This is a genomic window from Pacificitalea manganoxidans (assembly GCF_002504165.1).
In the GTDB taxonomy this organism is placed as follows: Bacteria; Pseudomonadota; Alphaproteobacteria; order Rhodobacterales; family Rhodobacteraceae; genus Pacificitalea; species Pacificitalea manganoxidans.
Window position 1 is genome coordinate 3016020 of the sequence record NZ_CP021404.1, and the last position, 19525, is coordinate 3035544.

A 19525-nucleotide genomic window follows, 5' to 3' on the forward strand; every position below is an offset into this window, starting at 1 on the left:
GCGTCGGATGCTGCCTTTTTCATAACTCAGCGCTGACCGCGCGGCTCAGGCCCGCCCGGCGTCCGCCGACAGGACCAGCGGGCTGATCCCCAGCGTCGCCAGCGCCATTTCCCATTTCAGGCTCGCATCGCGGGCAAAGACCAGATCCTGCGGCGCGTCGGTGGTCAGCCAGCCGTTATTGGCGATCTCGGCCTCCAACTGGCTCGGCCCCCAGCCCGCATAGCCCAGCGCCAGCAGCGCCCGGTCCGGTCCCCGCCCCGAAGCGAGGTCTTCGAGAATATCCAGCGTAGCCGTCATCGCGAAGTCGTCATCGACCGCAAGGCTCGAATCCCGGCCCGGCGTCTCGGCTGAATGCAGCACAAATCCCCGGCCATGCTCCACCGGACCGCCCAGATGCACGAGGATGTCGCGGTCATCGCCCTGCATCGGGATGTCGAGCTGCTTCAACAAATCGCGGAACGCCAGTTCCGGCGTCGGCTTGTTGATAATCAGGCCCATCGCGCCCTCGGCGGAATGGGCGCAGATGAAAATCACACTGCGGTCAAAGCGCGGATCACCCATTCCGGGCATCGCGATCAGCAGCTTGCCGGTCAGATCCAGCGTGGCATCGTCGGTGTCTTGCATGCCTAAAGGATGGTGCCGCCGACGCAGGGAGGCAAGGGGCGCGGCGGCGATCCGTCGAACAAATGTCACAGCGGCGGTTGGCTGACCAAGTTGTGATTTCCCAGAACCGGGCCGGTCCATATTCTGCGCGCCATGATCATCCCCAGCTTCCTCCCCATGCCGCGCGGGGCATTCGCCGCCGCCGCGCTGTCGACCGTCCTCGCCACCGCCGCGCTTTTCACGGCGCTCCCGGCCCGCGCAGGCGCCCCCTCGGACCCGGTCGTGTCGGCACGGCTGATCGACGGTGGCCCCACCGCCCGCGGCACCCGCATGGCCGCGCTGCACCTGAAACTGGTGCCGGGATGGAAAACCTATTGGCGCAGCCCCGGCGATGCCGGTCTGCCGCCGCGCTTCGGCTGGGATGGCTCGCGCAATCTGGGCGCGGTGTCCGTGATGTGGCCCAGCCCTTCGATCTTCGACAGCAACGGCCTCACCGCGATCGGCTATCACGATGAACTCGTGCTTCCGATCGAAATGACGCCCAAGGTGCCGGGCCGTCCGATCCGCGTCGAAAGCCGCATCGATCTGGGGGTGTGTAAGGACATCTGCGTCCCGGTGTCGCTGTCGCTGAAGGCCGATCTGAAAAGCAGCGCCACCAGCCCGGTGATCGAAGCCGCACTGCGCCGGATGCCGCTTTCCGCCGCGCGCGCCGGGGTCGGTCCTGCCCGCTGCGAGGTCACACCGATCAGCGATGGCCTGCGCCTGACCGTGCATCTGCCCGGCGCGGCTGCCCGCGGCGACAGGGTGGTGGTCGAGCCGCAAGACCCGTCGATCTGGGTGGCGGATCCGGAAATCACGTCGCGCGGCGGCACCCTCAGCGCCACGACCGAATTGGTCCCCTCCAATGCCACGCCGTTTCTGCTGGATCGCGGTGCGCTGCGCTTTACGGTCCTCGGCGGCGCGCAGGCGGTCGATGTGCGCGGCTGCACCGGCTGACCCAGCCCCGCAGGCCCAAGGCACATCTAGCGGCGGGCACCCCCCTGTAAACCGGTCAACACCCGCGCAACCGGTCACGCTGGCTCAGGCTACGCGGGGGATAATCCGTCATTCCGCCGGGACCACCGCGCGTTTGCGGCCACGCAGGCTCAGCACCACGACCGCCAGCACCCAGATCACCAGCAGCGCCGCCACCACCCAGATCAGGAACAGGCCCAGCGCGGTGCCGCTGCCCACCGCCCCGGTCATGGCAAGCGCCTCCCCCACCGGCGGCCATAGCGTGCCCAGTGTCAGCACATGGCCCAGCGTCGCGGCGAACCCGGCCAGCACCGCCAGCAGCCCGGCCCCTGTGGCCAGCGTCACACCCCGCGCACGGGCCCGCGCGGGGCTGCGAAACGCGCGGCGCGCGGCGCTCAATTGGCGCTCCACATCGTCTTGCATCGCCATCAGCGCCGGCACCAGCAGCAGGACCAGCAACATGCCGAAGCCAAGCCCATAGACCAGCGTCACCACCGTAGGTTTCAGAAACTGCGCCTGTGACGACGGCTCATAAAGCAGCGGCGCCAGTCCCAGCACGGTGGTCAGCGTCGTCAGCAAAACCGGGCGCAGCCGGTCTGACACACCATCGATAATGGCGGGCAGCAGCCCCCGCTCGGCGGCGTATTCATCAACCGTGGTCACCAGCACGATCGAATCGTTGATGATGATGCCGCTCATCCCGATCAGCCCGACCACGGTGAACATCGACAGCGGAATATCCCACGCCGCATGGCCATAGATCGTGCCGACCAGCCCGAACGGGATCACCGCCATGATCAGCACTGGCCGCGTCCAACTGGAAAACACCCAAGCAAGCGTCAGGTAAATCCCCGCAAGGCAGAAGCCGAAGCCCAGTAGAGCGTCCGACAGAAAATCCTGCTCCTGCTCCGCCAGTCCGGACATGCGGGTGATGACACCGAAACGCTCCTCGATGCCGGGCAGGATTTCCTCTTGGATCTGTGTCGTGACCTCCTGCGCACGGGCCGGGTCGTCCTCTGATATGTCGCCAAAGACCGACACCACGCGGATGCCGTTTTCCCGCCGGATGGTGGAAAAACCGCTGCGGGTTTCGACATTCACGATATCGGCCAGCGGCACATAATCCCCCGACGCGGTGCGCATCCGGGTGGTGTCCAGAAAATCGGCGGTCAGTTCCGCTTCGGGCAATTCGACCCGGATCGCGGCAGAGCGCGACCCCACCGGATAGGTCGCCGCCTCGATCCCGCCCAGCCGGTTACTCAGCACCTGCCCCAGATCGCCGATGGTAAAGCCCAGCGCCTGCCCCTGCGGGGTCAGTTCCAGCACCATTTCCTCTTTGTCATAGGCCAGCGTATCCTCGACCGCCGACACCTCGCCAAACTGGCTGACGGCGGTTTTCAGCGCCTCTGCCGCCGCCTTCAGCGTGGTCACCTCCGCGCCCGAAATCTGCACGTCGAGCGAATCGCCGCCCGGCCCGGTGCCCCAGCGGCGGAAGCTCAGCGTTTCGGTCAGCGGGTGTTGGGGCACGGCGGCGGTCAGGTCTTCGACGAATTGGTAGGAGCTATAGGGCCGCAGGTCCGGCTCGATCAGTTCCACCGCCATCGAACCCAGCTGATCGGCATCCTTGTCCTCCGACCCTGCCAGCGCGCGCCCGGTATTGCCGCCAATCTCGGCCAACGCATAAGCAATCGGGTTCAGGCCGTATTCCGCTTCATAGCGGGCGCCGATCTCTGCCACCGCGTCTTGCAGCATCCGCATCTGCTCGAACGTGTCCTCGCGCCGCGCGCCCGGCGCCATCGCGAAATTCGCGGAAACCGAGGGCTGTTCCGGCGACGAGAAAAACCGCCATTGCACATCGCCCCGCACGAACAGCACCACCTGCGTGGTCAGGATCAGCACCATGACCCCCAGCACCGGGTAACGCGCCCGGATCACGCCGCGCATCAGCGGGCGGAACAGGTGCAACTGTACCCAGTTGAAGCCCCGGTTCACGGTGCGCGACGGCGCGTCATACCACGCCGTCGGGTTCGACGCCGCCAGCGCATGCGCCATGTGGTTGGGCAGGATCAGGAAACATTCGGCCAGCGATGCGATCAGCACCACGATCACGGTGAACGGAATGTCCGAAATCATGTCCCCGAAGCGGCCTTCGATCATCGTCAATCCCGAGAAGGCCAGCACCGTGGTCACTGTCGCCGAAAACACCGGCCCGGCCATCCGGCGGGCGGCGGTTTCGGCGGCCACGACCGGGCTTTCGCCCAGCTTGCGATGACGGAAATCCGCGTGTTCGCCCACCACGATGGCGTCATCCACCACGATCCCCAGCGTGATGATCAGCGCGAACAGCGAAATCATGTTCAGCGTCAGACCGGCTGCATACATCAGCGCAATCGCGGCCAGCATCGCCACCGGGATACCCGCCGCGACCCAGATCGCCGTGCGCGCGTTCAGAAACAGGAACAACAGCCCCACCACCAGCGCCAGCCCGGTCAGCCCGTTTTCCAACAGGATATCCAGCCGTCCGGTGATCTCCTCGGACCGGGTGCGGATCAGGTCGATGCGCACGCCTTCGGGCAGGCTCAGCATCATGTCCTCGGCGACGGCCTCCACCTGCCGCTGAATGTCGATGGCATCGCCGCTTTGCGACCGGTCCACCCGGATCGACACCGCTTGATTGTCGCCCACGTAATAGGTGCGCTCCCGGTCGATACCCAGCACCCGCACCTGCGCCACGTCGCCCACGGTCAATTGCGAGCCGTCGGCATTGCTGCGCAGCACGATACCTTCGATCTGGTCGGGCGCGCGTTTGGCGGTGCCGGTGCGCACGCGGGCATTGGCCCCCTCCACATCCCCCGCCGGGTCGGCCTCGGCCTCCGCCGCGATGGCGCTGGCGATGTCGGACATGCTCACATCATTGCGGATCAGTTCGGCGGTCGGCACCTCGACCAGAACCTCGGGCGCGACGACGCCGCGAATGGTGGTCTGGGTGACGCCCTCGGCAAAGAGCCGCGTGACCATCTCATCGGCAAAGCGGCCCAATTGGTCCACGCCCACTGGCCCGTTCACCACCACGTCGGTCACCCGGTCACGCCAGCCGCCCCGGCTGACACGCGGGTCATCGGCATCGTCGGGCAGGTTCGACAGCGCGTCCACCGCCTGCTGCACATCATCGGCAGCGCGCCCCATGTCCCAACCCGGCTCGAAGGTCAGCTCAATGCTGGCGCGACCCTCGCTGCTGCGGCTCTCCGAGCTTTCGACCCCTTCGACCGCCAGCAACGCGGGCTCCAGCAATTCGACGATTGCGCCGTCCACATCCTCCGCACCCGCGCCATCCCATGTGACCGACACATCGATTTCATCGGTCACGATGTCAGGGAAAAACTGCGCCCGCATCCGCGGAAACGCCGCAAGCCCCGCCACGATCAGCAACAGCACGACAAGGTTCGCGGCAGTGCGGTGGCGGGTGAAGTAACTGAGGATGCCGCTCGCGCGACCGTCGGAGGCAAGGCTGCGCACGGCCATCGGTTCAGCCCCCCATACGGGATTCAAGCTGCGCTATCAGTTGGGCAGGCACCTGATCTCCCGACAACTGCGCCAGCATCCGCGCCTTGGCCTGATCCGGCATCCGGGTATTGGCCTCGACGAATTGCACCAGCCGCGCGCGGCGCTCGGCATCCAGCGTCACCATCTCGCCGGCGCTGGCATCGGCGGTTTCTGCCGCGCCGCGTGGCCCTGCTCCGCCCGGTCCTGCGCCACCGCGCCCGCCTGCCCCGCCGGGACCACTCGGCCTGCCCGCCCTGCCGCCGCCCTCCGCGACCTCTTCGGCCTCGTCGTTCAGCACCCGTGTCAGGATGCCCGCGCCCAGCAGGGGCGAGCGTTCGGACACGACCCGCGCGCCTGCCAGATCCGAGGCCGTCACGATCACCTCGTTGCCCTGCCGCCGCGCGATCTGCACCTGCGCCACATCCAGCCGGTTGTCCGCACCCACCACTAGCACTTCGCCCGTGGCGGATACGGCGGCGGCGGGCAGCACCACCATGTCCGGCAGCGCTGGCTCCTCCACCCGCACGGTGACGAAATCACCGGGGCGGAAGCCGCCGATCCGCTCCAGCCGGGCAAAGATCAGCCGCCCCGTCAGGCCTTCGCCAGCCTGCGCCGACACCCGGCTGATCGTGCCCGCGACACTCAGATCCTCGCCCATGACATCCAGACTGACGGCGATAGGCAGATCGATCAGACTGCCGCTCTCGTCCAGCAGCCGCGCATATTGCGAGGTGGACACCCGAAACGCCACTTCCAGCGCATCGGGGTCGATCAACTGGCCAAGGATCTCGTTTTCGGTGACCAGCCCGCCTTCGACCGCTGTCACCTCGGCCATGATCCCGTCAAAGCCCGCGCGCAGTTCGGTATCGGCCAGCGCGCGTTCGGCCTCCGCGACATTCAGATGCTGCCGGGACAGGGCATTGCCCGCCTGATCCACCCGGCTTTCCGCGGTGGCCACGGCCTGCCGCTGCGACAGGACCGACTGTTCCGCGCTCGACGCCTGCAACGCCGCTTCCTCCACCGCCGCGGCCGAGCCGATGCCCCGTGCCTGTAGATCTCGCTGCCGCGTCAGGGCCTGTGTCCGCAATTCCGCCTGCGACCGGGCGCCCGCCAACTCGTCCCGCGCCAGCGTCAACGCGGTGCGCGCGTCGCGCAATTCATCCTCGGCCTCCGCCAGATCGGTGCGTGCCAGTTCCAGCGCCGCTTCTGCATCGGTGGGATCGATCCGGGCCAGAACCTGCCCCGCGCGCACTTCGCCGCCATCCTCGAAACTGTCGGCCAGCGCGATCACACGCCCCGCCGCCGAGGCCCGCAATTCCAGCGTGCGGCGGCTGCGGATCTCGCCAAAGGCCGTCAGCACCGGGGTCACCGTGGCCGGAGTAATCTCGATCACATTCACGCCCACGACGCGCTCTCGGGCCGGGCGCACCTGCGCTTCGCGGTTCAGCCGCTCCTGCAACGCGCCCCAAAACATGCCCCCCGCCCAAGCCATCAGCCCCAGCGTCACCGAGAACAGGAAAAGCCCAACCAAGGAGCGGCGCAGAAACAGCATGCAGTCATCCCGAAATAGTCGCAGCGAGCGTCCCGCGCCGCCTGCTGTCGGGCAAGGCACAACCCCGTGAAACGCCGCACACAATAAGCCCGTTCTTCCGCTATACGGCAGACCCGCCTATTTCCGTCGCAGATGTTCGTCCAAACGCGGAAAAATTTCGACAAAGTTGCAAGGGCGATGCCGATAATCGAGCTGTGCCGCCAAAATTTCGTCCCACGCGTCGCGACAGGCACCCGGACTGCCCGGCAGCGCGAACAGATAGGTGCCCTGCGCCACCCCGCCCGTGGCCCGGCTTTGCACCGCCGAGGTGCCGATTTTCTGCATGGAGACCCATGTGAAAACGGTGCCGAACGCCTCGATCTCTTTTTCGTAGACATCGCGATGGGCCTCGACGGTGACATCCCGCCCGGTGAGCCCGGTGCCCCCCGTCGATAAGATCACGTCGATCTCCGGGTCGGCGCACCATGCGCGCAACTGATCCGCGATCTGGCTTCGCTCATCGGGCAGGATTTCCCGAGCGGCCAGATGATGCCCCGCGCCGGTCAGGCGGTCCACCAGCGTATCGCCGGACCGATCCTCGCCCAGCGTGCGGCTGTCCGATACCGTCAGCACCGCAATGCGCACCGGCACGAACTCCCGGTTTTCGTCGATCCGTGCCATGGCTCAGCCCTCCGCCTTGCTGCGTAGCCGCGCCTGAAGGCTCAGCAGATCGGCCCATGCCTCGCGTTTGAAATCGGGATTGCGCAGCAGGTAGCCGGGATGGAACATCGGCAAGGCCGGACGGCCCTCGACTTCCGCCCAGCGCCCCCGCAGCCGGGTGATGCCGCGTTTGCCCAGCAACGCGCCGCAGGGGTCATTGCCCATCAGCACCAGCAGATCGGGGTCGGCCAGCGCGATATGGCGCCTCACAAAGGGCAGCATCATCGCGATCTCGTCGGCCTGCGGCTCCCGGTTCTGCGGCGGGCGCCACGGCAGCAAGGTGCTGACATAGACCGCCTTCTGTGCGTCCGCCGCATCCCGCGACAGGCCGATGGCCGCGCACATACGGTCCAGCATCTGCCCCGTGCGCCCGGCAAACGCATGGCCCGCGCGATCCTCTTCGGGGTCCGGGGCCTCGCCGATGATCATCACACGCGCCTGCGGTCGGCCTTCGGGACGCACGAAGCTGCGCGCCCCGCGCTTCAGGTCGCAATGCTCGAAACTTTCCTGCGCGGCGATCAGCGCATCGATATCGGTGGCCGCCTCTGCCGCCTGCCGGGCCAGCAGCGCGGTATCGGGGCCCTTGGGCTCCATCGGCGGTGCCGGGGCGCGACCCGGCTTTGCCCGTGCGCCCCCCTCGCGGCCCTGTGCGCTGCCGGGCTGCGACGCCTGACGTTCCGCTTGGCGTTCGGCCTGTTTCGCCAACGCCTCCGCCGAGGCCGCGTAGCGATCCACCGGGGTTTCGCCCACGGCATCCAGCACGCCCAGTTCGACCTGCCATTCCAGCAGGGCGCGGGCGGTGTGGAAATCCAATTGATCGATCGCGAGACTCATCCCCGGCAAGCTACGCTGCCCCGCGCCCGGCCACAACGCCTTGCCGCCCTGCCGGTCCCGGTCCGCGCCGCTTTACCCCGCGCCCTCCCCGGCCCTATAACGCCGCCAGCATCCACGACCCCGGCACCTGCCCCCGGCCCCCATAATACGGAGATCCCGCCCATGACCTTCCGCCACCGGCACCTGTTGGGGATCGAGCCGCTGCACCCGACCGAGATCACAGCCCTGCTCGATCTCGCCGACCGCTATGTCGACCTGAACCGCCAGCCGCACAAACATTCCGACGCGCTGAAGGGTCTGACCCAGATCAACATGTTCTTCGAAAACTCGACCCGCACGCAGGCGAGTTTCGAGATCGCGGGCAAGCGTCTGGGCGCGGATGTCATGAACATGCAGATGCAGGCCAGTTCCATTAAGAAGGGCGAGACACTGGTCGATACCGCCCTGACACTGAACGCCATGCATCCCGATCTGCTGGTGGTGCGCCACCCCCATTCCGGCGCCGTGGATCTGCTGGCGCAGAAGGTCAACTGCGCCGTGCTCAATGCTGGCGATGGCCGCCACGAACACCCCACGCAGGCGCTGCTCGACGCGCTGACGATCCGCCGCGCCAAGGGCCGTCTGCACCGGCTCAACATCGCGATCTGCGGCGATATCGCCCACAGCCGGGTCGCGCGATCCAACATCATGCTGCTGGGGCGGATGGAAAACCGTGTGCGCCTCGTCGGGCCGCCGACGCTGATGCCGTCGGGCATCCATGACTGGGGCGTCGAGGTCTATGAGGACATGCGCGAGGGCCTCGCCGATTGCGACGTGGTCATGATGCTCCGCCTTCAGAAAGAGCGGATGGATGGCGGGTTCATCCCGTCGGAGCGTGAATATTACCACCGCTTCGGGCTGGACGCCGAGAAGCTCGCCTGCGCCAAGCCCGACGCCATCGTCATGCATCCCGGCCCCATGAACCGCGGGGTGGAGATCGACGGCACCACCGCCGATGACATCAACCGCTCGGTCATTCAGGAACAGGTGGAAATGGGCGTCGCGGTCCGCATGGCCGCCATGGACCTCCTCGCCCGGAACCTCCGCAACGCCGAGCCCGCCCAATACGCGTGACGTGCCGGATGTCGGGTTCGGGTGGGGGCCAGTGCCCATGACCCGATCCCGTCGCACCCGGACGACAGAGCCTCACAACCTCCGAACTCAGCGCCCCCGCTCTCGAACAAGGCCGAAGGCCGCGAGAGCGAGCGCCTGCCCGCCCCCCGGCTGGCGCTTGGCCACCTTACGCTGACCTCAGAGCGGGGAGGCATGTGTCGCCATAAAGCACACCCGCTCAGCCGCTGCGGCGCCACCCCACGGGCAGGCTTACGTTGCCCCTACCCCCCGACGGCTAGCGATCTTCGTTCAAGGCGCCACCGCCCGCGAACAAGGCCGAAGGCCGCGCGGGCGAGTGCCTGCCCGCCCCGACGGGCTGGCGCTTTGCCACCTCACGCTAACCTCAGAGCAGGGAGGCATGTGTCACCATAAAGCACACCCGCTCACCCGCACCGGCGCCATCCCACGGGCAGGCTTACGTTGCTCCTACCCCCCGACGGCTAGCGATCTTCGTTCAAAGCGCCACCGCCCGCGAACAAGGCCGAAGGCCGCGCGGGCGAGTGCCTGCCCGCCCCGACGGGCTGGCGCTTTGCCACCTCACGCTGACCTCAGAGCGGGCAGGCTCCGTCGCGCCCCAAGCCACGACAGCAAGCCCGCGCAGCCCCAACGCCCCCCCCCTCCCGCGACCATCACACCGGACCCATCCCGCGCCCTGCGCGTTGGCCCAATACACCCCGCGCCAGGAGGCCCCATGACCGATCCGTCCCATCCCGACCCGCTGCTGGTCTCGCCGCATCTGACCCGGAACCCGGTCTGGGTCTTTACCCTCGACCTGCCCGCCGAGGCGCTGGGCCCCTATAGTGCCCCGACCGAAACCCCCGATGCGCCCGAAGCCGCCGAAAACTGGCCTCTGCGAGAGGCGCTTGGTTGGGATGGGCCGCTTGACCCCGCTTTCGTGGATGTCTTTCCCGCCGAACGTGTCGCGAGGCTTGGCCTGACCAATTACCTGACCGAAGGGCTGGGCGTGCAGCCCGACAGCCTCGGCCCGGACCGCAGCCGCCTGAATGCGCTGATCGGCGGGCTGGTGCTGATCACCCCCCGCGCGGTGGAGGGGGGTCAGGGGACATTTGCGCCAACCGCGCCGCTGCGGTTCGTCGGTGCCTACCCGGTGGAGCGGGGCGCACCCGCAGGCCCCACCCTGCAAACTCCCAGCGCCCGTGGCACCGCCGATCCGGTCGCGCCTGCCACCACCCCGGTCGTGCCCACCCGTGTGCCGCGTGGGCTGCTCATTGCGGGTGCGGCGATCATCGTGGTGCTGCTGTTGCTGATCTGGGCCGCGCTCTGACCCCCACAGCCCTCCCGGCCCAAAGCGAAGACACCTTCCGTTCGACCCGCCCCATGCGGTAAGGAGCACGCGACAGTTCCCGACGATGAAGGCCCCCCCATGCTCACGGTGTTCCGCAATGCCCGCCTGATCGACCCCGAGAGCACGGCCGAGAAATCCGGGCATCTGGTGGTGCGCGACGGCCAGATCGACGCGCTGGTCGAGGATCAGGAAGCCCCCTCCCCCGAGGGCGCGGAGATCGTCGAATGCAACGGCAAATGCCTCGCCCCCGGCATCGTCGATATCGGGGTAAAGATCGGGGAGCCGGGCGAGCGGCACAAGGAAAGCTTCCGCTCCGCCGGGCTGGCCGCCGCTGCCGGGGGCGTCACCACGATGGTCACCCGCGCCGATACCGTGCCCACGATCGACAGCCCCGAAGTGCTGGAATTCGCCCTGCGGCGCGGGGCGGAGGCCAGCCCGGTCCGCATTGCCGCGATGGCTGCGCTGACCCGCGCCCGCGAGGGCCGCGAGATGGTCGAGATCGGGTTTTTGCAGGATGCGGGCGCGGTGGCGTTTTCCGATGGCGACCGCGTCACCCGCGACACCAAGGTGCTGTCACGCTGCCTGACCTATGCGCGGTCTCTCGGCGCGCTGGTGATCGGCCACCCGCAGGAGCCGGGCCTGTCGGCGGGCGCGGCGACCACATCGGGCAAATTCGCCGCGCTGCGTGGCCTGCCCTCGGTCTCGCCCATGGCGGAGCGGATGGGGCTCGACCGGGACATCGCGCTGGTGGAAATGACCGGTGCGCGCTACCACGCCGATCAGATCACCGCCGCCCGCGCGCTGCCGCCGCTGGAGCGCGCGCGTCAGAACGGGTTCGATGTCACCGCTGGCGTGTCGATCCATCACCTGACGCTGAATGCGCTCGATGTCGGCGACTACCGCACCTTCTTCAAGGTCAAGCCGCCCCTGCGCGACGAAGACGACCGGCTTGCCGTGGTCGAGGCCGTGGCCGCCGGGCTGATCGACGTGATCTGTTCGATGCACACGCCACAGGACGAAGAAAGCAAACGCTTGCCGTTTGAGGAGGCCGCGTCCGGCGCGGTCGGGCTGGAGACGCTGCTTCCGGCGGCGATGCGGCTTTACCACGCGGGCGCGCTGAGCCTGCCGCAACTGTTCCGCGCAATGGCGCTGAACCCGGCGCGGCGGCTGGGGCTTCCCGGTGGAACGCTCGCCTCCGGCCCCGCCGATCTAGTGCTGTTCGACCCTGACGCGCCCTTCGTGCTGGACCGGTTCGCCCTACGCTCGAAATCGAAAAACACCCCCTTCGACGGCCAGCGCATGGAAGGCCGGGTGATCGGCACATGGGTCGGCGGACGTCGCGTGTTCGACCGATACGCGGCATGATCCCCGCACCGCATCAGCGGTCGCGTATTTGCAATACTCGAAGCTCGGAGAGCCTGTCATGCCCCTGATCGAAACCGCGCCCGTGCTGCTCCTCGTGACAGCGGTGCTGGGCTATCTGCTGGGCGCGATCCCGTTCGGCATCGTCATCGCGCGCCTCTTCGGGCTGGGCGATCTGCGCCAGATCGGATCGGGCAATATCGGCGCCACCAACGTGCTGCGCACCGGCAATAAGCTGGCCGCGCTGCTGACCCTGCTGCTGGATGCGGGCAAAGCCGGGATCGCCGTGGCGATCGGGCGCGTGACTTTGGGCGAGGATGCGGCGCAACTGGCCGGGTTCGCGGCGTTCCTCGGGCATCTTTACCCGGTCTATCTGGGCTTTCGCGGGGGTAAGGGCGTGGCCACGTTCTTTGGCACGCTGTTGGTGCTGGCATGGCCCGTCGGGCTGGCCTCGGGCGCGGTCTGGCTCGTGATGGCAAAGCTGATGCGCTACTCCTCGTTGGCCGCGCTGGTCGCGTCGGTCTCTTCGCTCATCTGGGTGTTTGTCTTTGGATACACCGATGCGATGCTGCTCTGCGCCGCGCTCACGGCGTTGATTTATCTGCGCCACGCCGCCAACATTGCCCGGTTGCGTCAAGGCACGGAGCCCAAGATCGGCGCGGAAAAGAAAGCCACCGCCACGTCAGGCCCCGACGCGCCCTGAGCGCGGCTAACGAACAGGAGACCGGGACATGATGAGCTTTACCGAGGCGGTAAAAACCTGCTTCGAGAAATATGCGGTGATATCGGGCCGCGCCCGCCGATCCGAACTGTGGTGGTTTGGGCTGTTCACCTGGGGCGGCAGCTTCCTCATCAGCTTTGTCGAAGGGGCGGTATTGCAGGGCCTCACATGGGGGTTGCTTGGGGCGCTGTGGTCGCTGGCGATGCTGGTGCCGTCGATCTGCGTCGGCGGGCGGCGGCTGCATGACCGCGATATGTCGGCATGGTGGCTGCTGCTGGGCCTGATCCCGGTGCTGGGCTCGCTGGCGCTGCTCATCATCTTCTGCCTGCGCGGCACCGACGGGCCGAACCGCTTCGGTCCCGACCCGCTCGCCACGCCTGCCTATCGCTGATCGCTCAGTAGCTGAACGCGTCGTAGATCGGGTCCAGCTTGCCCTGCCACTCGCCGTGATACAGCTCCAGCAGCTCATCCGCAGGCGTGCGCCCGGTCTCGATGCTTTCACGGAGCGCATTCAGGAAATGGCTTTCGTCGGGGATCAGCCCCCCGGCACCGGGCCGCGCGCGGGCTTTCAGGCCCGCTTCGGCGATGGCCACGCATTCGCGCGCCAGATCATGCATGCGGATGCCGCCGACCTGCGCCTGTAGCCCCTCGACCGAGGCCGCGATGCGCAATTCCTCACGCGTGGCCTGATCCCAGCCCGCGATCAGATCGCTTGCCGCATCCAGCGCGCTTTGGTCATAGGTCAGCCCGACCCAGAATGCGGGCAGCGCGCATAGCCTGCGCCACGGGCCACCATCGGCGCCCCGCATCTCGATGAATTTCTTCAGCCGCGCTTCGGGGAACAGGGTGGTCAGGTGGTCGGCCCAGTCGCTCAGCGTCGGGGTTTCGCCGGGCAGCGCGGGCAACTCGCCGCGCAGAAAATCGCGGAAGGACTGGCCCAGCGCATCGATATATTTGCCGTCGCGATAGACGAAATACATCGGCACATCGAGCGCGTATTCCGCCCAAGCCTCGAACCCGAAACCCTCGTCGAACACGAATGACGGCACGCCGGTGCGGTCATTGTCCAGCCCGCGCCAGATCCGGCTGCGCCAGCTTTTATGGCCGTTGGGCTTGCCGTCAAAGAACGGCGAATTGGCAAACAGCGCGGTCGCCACCGGCTGCAATGCCAGCGCCACGCGCATTTTCTGCACCATGTCGGCCTCGGACCCGAAATCGAGGTTCACCTGAACCGTGCAGGTCCGATACATCATCTGGGTGCCATGCGTGCCGACCCGGCCCATGTAATCGGTCATCAACCGATACCGGCCCTTGGGCATCATGCTCATCTGCTCATGCGACCATTCCGGCGCGGCGCCCAGCCCGATGAAGCCGATGCCGATCTCGTCGGCCACCGACTTCACTTCCCGCAGATGGGTGTTCACCTCGTCGCAGGTCTCGTGGATCGTCTCCAGCGGCGCGCCCGAAAGCTCCAGCTGACCGCCGGGTTCAAGGCTGATATTCGCGCCTTCCTTGGTCAGGCCGATGATCTTGCCCGCCTCGTCCACCGGGGCCCAGCCGAACCGGTCGCGCAGACCTTCCAGCATCGCCCGTACGGATCGCGCGCCCTCATAGGGCAGCGGCAGATGGGTGTCTTTGCAATAGCCGAACTTCTCATGCTCGGTGCCGATGCGCCACTGGTCACGCGGTTTGCAGCCTTCGGCGAGATATTCGGCAAGCTGGGCGTGACGCTCGATCGGGCCGCCGCCGGATTGGGGAATGGACATCTGGGGAGGCTCCGGTCGCTGTCGCAGGTCTGTTGGCTTTGCGTCGACAGACCTGCGACGCGGTGCCGGGGGTGTCAAGTCACGAGCGTTCCGCAAGCCGCAGGGTCGCCACCCGTGCCACGCCCTCGTCGCGCGACCAGATCACCCGGTCCGGCCCCGTCAAAGCCCCCTGCAACGCCCGGTCCGACATGCCCGGCAGCGCGGCGAACAGATCATAGAGATCCGCCGCCCCGCGCGCCGCCAGCGGGATCATCAGGGTCTGTCCGTCCTGCTGGCGCAGCCGCCAGCACCGCCCCCGCGCCGCGCCGCCCCCGGGCAGCACGCGGATTTCAATGCGGGACAATTCTGACAGGGCCACGGCGCCGCCGGTCTCTGGCCCCAGATAGGCGATGCGCCCCTCCAGCACCTCGACCACGCCGGGCGCGTCCTCCGGCAGACGAAACCGCAGCCGCCGCAGCCCGATCACGATCCCGGCACCGCCCGCCAGCACCACCGCCACGCCCAGCGCCTGCAGGATCCAACCGCCGAGCCAGATCAGCCACAGCCCCGCCAGCGCGACCCCCGCAGCCCCCAGCACCTCGGAATGACGCAGCGCCCAGCGGCGCAGTTCAGGCCGGATCATCGCGCGCCGCTTTCCGCGCGCCGCAGATCCGCTGGCCCGCACCTGCGGCCCCGCCGCACCACCCGCGTCATTGCCAGTCTCCCAGCACGGTCTGCCACAGGGTCATTGCCGCCACCGCCGCCGTATCGGCGCGCAGGATGCGGGGACCAAGGCTGACCCCCCGCGCCTGCGGCACCCCCGCGATCCGCGCGCGCTCGGCCTCGGAAAACCCGCCCTCGGGGCCGATCAGAATGGCCCAAGGCCCCGGTCCCGCCCCGGCCAGATCCGCCCGCGCGCCCACACGGGTCTCATCGCAGAACATCAGTTGCCGCGCCTCCGGCCAGTCCGCCAGCAACCGGTCCAGCCGCACCAGATCGGCGACCTCGGGCACATAGGTGCCGCCACATTGCTCCGCCGCTTCCACCGCGTGCGCCTGCAACCGATCCCGGCGGATGCGCTCGGAATTGGTGAATTCGGTCTGCACGGGCACGATCCGCGCCGCGCCCATCTCGGCGGCTTTCTCGACGATGAAATCGGTGCGCGCCTTCTTGATCGGCGCGAACAGCAGCCACAGGTCGGGCGGCGCCAGTTGCGGGGCGCTTTGCTCCAGACAGGTCAGCTCTCCACCCCGCTTGCCCGCGCGGCTGATCTCGGCCAGCCATTCGCCCGCGCGACCGTTAAACAGCTTCACGCGCCCGCCTTCGGTCTGCCGCATGACCCCAAACAGGTAATGCGCCTGATCCCGCGACAGAGGGACGGTTTGCCCCGCCCCCAAAGGGTGCTCTACAAAGAGCCTGATTTTTGCTTCCGATCCCATGAGGCCAGACCATATGACCGAGGCGCAGCAGATGCCAGACACCGCGCGACCCGCCACCGCTGATGGCGCCACGACAGGCGAGGTCGCCGACGCCGTGAAAGGCAACTGGGTCGACCGCCACGCGCCCGCCCGGTTCCGTCCCTATCTGCGCCTGAGCCGCGCGGACCGGCCCATCGGGACATGGCTGTTGCTGCTGCCGTGCTGGTGGGGCGTGCTTCTGGCCGCCGCCGCGACCGGCTGGCGCTGGTTCGATCTGTGGATCATCGCGGGCTGCGGCATCGGCGCGTGGCTGATGCGCGGGGCGGGCTGCACATGGAATGACATCACCGACCGCGACATCGACGACAAAGTGGCGCGCACCCGCTCCCGTCCGATTCCGTCGGGGCAGGTCACCGTGCGGCAGGCAGCGGGCTGGATGGCCATTCAGGCCGGGATCGCGTTTCTGATTCTGCTGACCTTCGGCGCCACTGCGATCTGGCTCGGCATCGGCTCGCTTGCCCTCGTCGCGATCTATCCCTTTGCCAAGCGGTTCACATGGTGGCCGCAGATCTTTCTCGGGCTGGCCTTTAACTGGGGCGCCTTGCTGGCATGGGCCGCGCATACCGGCTCGCTGTCGCTGGCGCCGGTGTTTCTCTACCTTGCCGGGATCGCGTGGACGATCTTCTACGACACGATCTATGCCCATCAGGACGCCGAGGATGACGCGCTCATCGGGGTGAAATCCACTGCCCGCCTGTTCGGCGCCGACAGTCCCGGCTGGCTGCGCCTGTTCATGGCGATCTCGGTGCTGCTGATGTCCATCGCCGTGATTCTCGCACTGGCGCCGCTGGCCGATCCGTTGGCACTGGTCGTGGGGCTGGCGGGGGCATGGGCGTTTGGCTGGCACATGACGTGGCAATTGGGACGGCTCGACATCGACGACACCGACCGCTGCCTGACCCTGTTTCGCGCCAATCGCGACGCCGGGCTGATCCCTGCGCTGTTTTTCGCGATCGTGATCGTGCTCTGAGCCGCGCGGATTGAACCTGCGGCCCTCCCGGCCTAAAGGAAGTGCATTCCCGCAACAAACGAGGAATTTCTGCCCATGCGTGTTGGACCCGTCGTGATTTCCGCGACAGCGCTCGCGGCTGCCGCTTGCCTGTCGCTCGTTTCCGCCGGGGTGGCGGCCTCGGTTGTCGAACGGGTCTCGCAGGCCGGGGTGCGCAACGCCCTTGTCGATAACGGGTTCGAATGGGTGGAGGTCGGCTCCGACGGGTTGCAGGTGCAACTCAGCGGCACCGCCCCGACCGAGGCGGATCGCTTCCGCGCCCTGTCGATCACGGGCGAGGTGGTCGAAAGCTCCCGTGTCATCGACAACATGGAAGTGACCCCCGCCAACCCCGTCGAATCGCCCGAATTCACGATCGAAATTCTGCGCAACGGCGAAGGCATTTCCCTCATCGGGCTGATTCCGGCGGAGCTCGACCGCGAACAGATCGCCCGCGACATCGCCCGCATCGCCGATGGGGCAGAGGTCGTGGACCTGCTGGAAACCGCCGATTACCCGGTGCCCGATGGCTGGGAAACCGCGATGGATTTCGGATTCGAGGCGCTGGCCCGCCTGCCCCGCTCCAAGATCTCGATCACCGACGAAGCGGTGCGCATCACCGCCATTTCCAATTCCGGGCAGGAAAAGCGGCGGCTCGAGGCCGAATTGCGCCGCGCCGTGCCCGATGCCGTCGATCTGGCGATGGACATCTCCGCCCCGCGCCCCGTGATCACCCCCTTCACCCTGCGCTTCCTTATCGATGAGGATGGCGCCCGCTTCGATGCCTGCTCCGCCGATACCGAAGAGGCCGCCGCGCGCATCCTCGCCGCCGCGCGCAAGGCCGGTCTGGCCGAAAACGTCACCTGCACCCTCGGGCTGGGCGTGCCCACCCCGGCATGGAGCACCGCCGTCACCCAAGGTATCGCGGCGCTGGCGGAACTCGGCGGCGGCTCGGTCACCTTCTCGGATGCCGATGTGTCGCTTGTCGCGCTCGACACCGCCACGCAGGACGATTTCGACCGGGTGGTGGGCGAACTGGAATCGGGTCTGCCCGATGTATTCTCGCTGCATTCCGTCCTGCCCGAGCCTGTCGCCGTCGACGGCACCGGCGATGCGGAGGCAGGCCCCCCAGAATTCGTCGCGACCCTCTCGCCCGAAGGGCAGGTGCAGATCCGCGGCCGCGTCACGGACGAACAGCAGCGCGAAGCCGTCGAAAGCTTCGCCCGCGCGCGGTTTGGCATCGAACGCGTCTATGCCGCCGCCCGCGTCGATGACGCCCTGCCCGACGGCTGGCCGGTGCGGGTTCTCTCCGGGCTTCAGGCCCTGTCCGAACTGGAACACGGCGCGGTCGTGGTGCAACCGGCCTTCGTCTCCGTAAAGGGCGAAACCGGCAATCCCGAGGCCCGCGCTGAAATCTCCCGCCTGCTGTCGGACAAATTGGGCGAAAGCCAGAATTTTGAAATCGACGTGGTCTACAAAAAGGCCTTCGATCCCATCGCCAACCTGCCCAGCGCCGAAGAATGCGTGCGCCGCATCAATGCCATTCAGTCCGATCAGAAAATCGCCTTCGATCCCGGCTCGACCGAGATCACGGGCAACAGTATCGGCGTCGTCGACCGCATCGCGGACGTGCTGAAAGGCAGCTGCTCCGAGGTTGAACTGGTGCTGGAAATCGGCGGTCACACCGACAGTCAGGGCCGCGAGGTCATGAACCTCGAATTGAGCCAGGCCCGCGCCGATGCGGTGCTCGAAGGTCTGATGGCGCGCCGCGTCCTCACCGCCGACATCACCGCACGCGGCTATGGCGAAACGACCCCCATCGCGGATAACGACACCGAACAGGGCCGTGAGGAAAACCGCCGCATCGAATTCCGTCTTGTTCTCGAAGAGGCCGACCCGGTAGATGATGAGACGGCCGGGGCACCCGACGGGGCCCAAGCTGACGGCGCACCGGATGCGGAGGCCTCGGATGACGATGGCTCCGGCGACGGGGTGGATAACGGGTCCGGGACAGCCGAGGCGGAGCAACAGTGAACAGAACCGAATTTATCGTCGTCACGGCGATCATCCTTTTCGTAGCCTTCCTGCTGGGGTGGTTTTCGTGCTGGCTGGTGCTGCGCCTGACCCGCGTCACCCAGTCCGAAATGGGCGAGTTGGACAAGATGGCCCAGTCCCTGCACGAAGCCGAGGAAAGCCGCGACGAGGCGATCACCTACCTCCAGCAGCGCGAGGCCGAACTGACCAATCAGCTCAGCCAGACCGAAGCCGAACTCCGCGCCGCGATGGACGGCCTCCGCGCCGCCCGCGCCGAAGCCGAAGAACTCCACGGCTATATCGAACGCCAAAACGCCACCGGCTAAGCCGCCCGGCCCCGTGCATGAGCGCTGCGCAGCGGACGCCCGCTGCGCCACCCCACGGGCAGTCTTCCGTCGCACCCAGACGACAAAGACCCGCAACCTCCGAACTCAGCACATCCGCTCTCGAACAAGCCCGCAGGGCGCGAGAGCGAGCGCCTGCCCCGTCCCCCG

The 19525-nt window shown here is 67.4% G+C and carries 17 protein-coding genes; 9 read left to right on the forward strand and 8 right to left on the reverse strand.

What is annotated here, in order from left to right; genetic code table 11:
* Positions 1-45: 45 nt before the first annotated feature.
* Positions 46-624: a YqgE/AlgH family protein gene (locus CBW24_RS13855; RefSeq protein WP_088662620.1), complete on the reverse strand. Its 579-nt coding sequence runs from the start codon at positions 622-624 to the stop codon at positions 46-48.
* Positions 625-756: 132 nt separating this feature from the next.
* On the opposite strand from CBW24_RS13855, the gene CBW24_RS13860 reads away from it, so the two are divergent.
* Positions 757-1599 (forward strand): protein-disulfide reductase DsbD domain-containing protein, encoded by an 843-nt coding sequence (locus CBW24_RS13860; protein WP_088662621.1) that lies wholly within the window; start codon positions 757-759, stop codon positions 1597-1599.
* Between the two features lie 108 nt (positions 1600-1707).
* Here the strand turns inward: CBW24_RS13860 and CBW24_RS13865 are convergent, their stop codons facing one another.
* The 4 genes from CBW24_RS13865 to CBW24_RS13880 all read right to left on the reverse strand — a co-directional run bounded on the left by CBW24_RS13865 (position 1708) and on the right by CBW24_RS13880 (position 8245).
* On the reverse strand, positions 1708-5139 hold the full coding sequence (locus tag CBW24_RS13865) for an efflux RND transporter permease subunit (protein ID WP_088662622.1): 3432 nt from the start codon (positions 5137-5139) through the stop codon (positions 1708-1710).
* 4 nt (positions 5140-5143) lie between these two features.
* Positions 5144-6712 carry an efflux RND transporter periplasmic adaptor subunit gene (locus CBW24_RS13870; RefSeq protein WP_097373904.1) on the reverse strand — a complete coding sequence of 523 codons (1569 nt, stop codon included), beginning with the start codon at positions 6710-6712 and terminating at the stop codon, positions 5144-5146.
* A 117-nt stretch (positions 6713-6829) separates the two neighbouring features.
* Positions 6830-7372, reverse strand: a complete 543-nt coding sequence (gene moaB, locus CBW24_RS13875; RefSeq protein WP_088662624.1) for a molybdenum cofactor biosynthesis protein B — start codon at positions 7370-7372, stop codon at positions 6830-6832.
* Between the two features lie 3 nt (positions 7373-7375).
* Positions 7376-8245: a uracil-DNA glycosylase gene (locus CBW24_RS13880; RefSeq protein WP_097373905.1), complete on the reverse strand. Its 870-nt coding sequence runs from the start codon at positions 8243-8245 to the stop codon at positions 7376-7378.
* A gap of 162 nt (positions 8246-8407) precedes the next feature.
* On the opposite strand from CBW24_RS13880, the gene CBW24_RS13885 reads away from it, so the two are divergent.
* The 5 genes from CBW24_RS13885 to CBW24_RS13905 all read left to right on the forward strand — a co-directional run bounded on the left by CBW24_RS13885 (position 8408) and on the right by CBW24_RS13905 (position 13177).
* On the forward strand, positions 8408-9358 hold the full coding sequence (locus CBW24_RS13885) for an aspartate carbamoyltransferase catalytic subunit (RefSeq protein WP_097373906.1): 951 nt from the start codon (positions 8408-8410) through the stop codon (positions 9356-9358).
* A 730-nt stretch (positions 9359-10088) separates the two neighbouring features.
* A complete protein-coding gene (locus CBW24_RS13890) occupies positions 10089-10682 on the forward strand; it encodes a hypothetical protein (protein ID WP_097373907.1) in 594 nt (197 codons plus the stop codon).
* A gap of 99 nt (positions 10683-10781) precedes the next feature.
* Entirely contained in the window at positions 10782-12068 is a 1287-nt protein-coding gene (gene pyrC, locus CBW24_RS13895) for a dihydroorotase (RefSeq protein WP_097373908.1), read from the forward strand.
* A gap of 58 nt (positions 12069-12126) precedes the next feature.
* Positions 12127-12768 (forward strand): glycerol-3-phosphate 1-O-acyltransferase PlsY, encoded by a 642-nt coding sequence (gene plsY, locus CBW24_RS13900; RefSeq protein ID WP_097373909.1) that lies wholly within the window; start codon positions 12127-12129, stop codon positions 12766-12768.
* Between the two features lie 28 nt (positions 12769-12796).
* Positions 12797-13177, forward strand: coding sequence for a DUF805 domain-containing protein (locus CBW24_RS13905; RefSeq protein WP_232529823.1), 381 nt, complete (start codon positions 12797-12799; stop codon positions 13175-13177).
* Between the two features lie 4 nt (positions 13178-13181).
* Here CBW24_RS13905 and CBW24_RS13910 read toward each other — a convergent pair whose 3' ends face one another.
* The 3 genes from CBW24_RS13910 to CBW24_RS13920 all read right to left on the reverse strand — a co-directional run bounded on the left by CBW24_RS13910 (position 13182) and on the right by CBW24_RS13920 (position 15970).
* Positions 13182-14552 carry a glutamate--cysteine ligase gene (locus tag CBW24_RS13910; RefSeq protein WP_088662630.1) on the reverse strand — a complete coding sequence of 457 codons (1371 nt, stop codon included), beginning with the start codon at positions 14550-14552 and terminating at the stop codon, positions 13182-13184.
* Positions 14553-14631: 79 nt separating this feature from the next.
* Complete coding sequence (locus CBW24_RS13915; RefSeq protein WP_088662631.1) at positions 14632-15174, reverse strand: hypothetical protein; 543 nt, start codon at positions 15172-15174, stop codon at positions 14632-14634.
* A 67-nt stretch (positions 15175-15241) separates the two neighbouring features.
* Positions 15242-15970: a 16S rRNA (uracil(1498)-N(3))-methyltransferase gene (locus CBW24_RS13920; protein WP_097373910.1), complete on the reverse strand. Its 729-nt coding sequence runs from the start codon at positions 15968-15970 to the stop codon at positions 15242-15244.
* Between the two features lie 13 nt (positions 15971-15983).
* On the opposite strand from CBW24_RS13920, the gene ubiA reads away from it, so the two are divergent.
* The 3 genes from ubiA to CBW24_RS13935 all read left to right on the forward strand — a co-directional run bounded on the left by ubiA (position 15984) and on the right by CBW24_RS13935 (position 19357).
* Positions 15984-16979: a 4-hydroxybenzoate octaprenyltransferase gene (gene ubiA / locus CBW24_RS13925; RefSeq protein ID WP_097373911.1), complete on the forward strand. Its 996-nt coding sequence runs from the start codon at positions 15984-15986 to the stop codon at positions 16977-16979.
* 75 nt (positions 16980-17054) lie between these two features.
* On the forward strand, positions 17055-19031 hold the full coding sequence (locus tag CBW24_RS13930; RefSeq protein WP_097373912.1) for an OmpA family protein: 1977 nt from the start codon (positions 17055-17057) through the stop codon (positions 19029-19031).
* Positions 19028-19357: a prefoldin domain-containing protein gene (locus CBW24_RS13935; RefSeq protein WP_088662635.1), complete on the forward strand. Its 330-nt coding sequence runs from the start codon at positions 19028-19030 to the stop codon at positions 19355-19357. The genes CBW24_RS13930 and CBW24_RS13935 overlap by 4 nt, the downstream gene beginning before the upstream one ends.
* Positions 19358-19525: the final 168 nt, after the last annotated feature.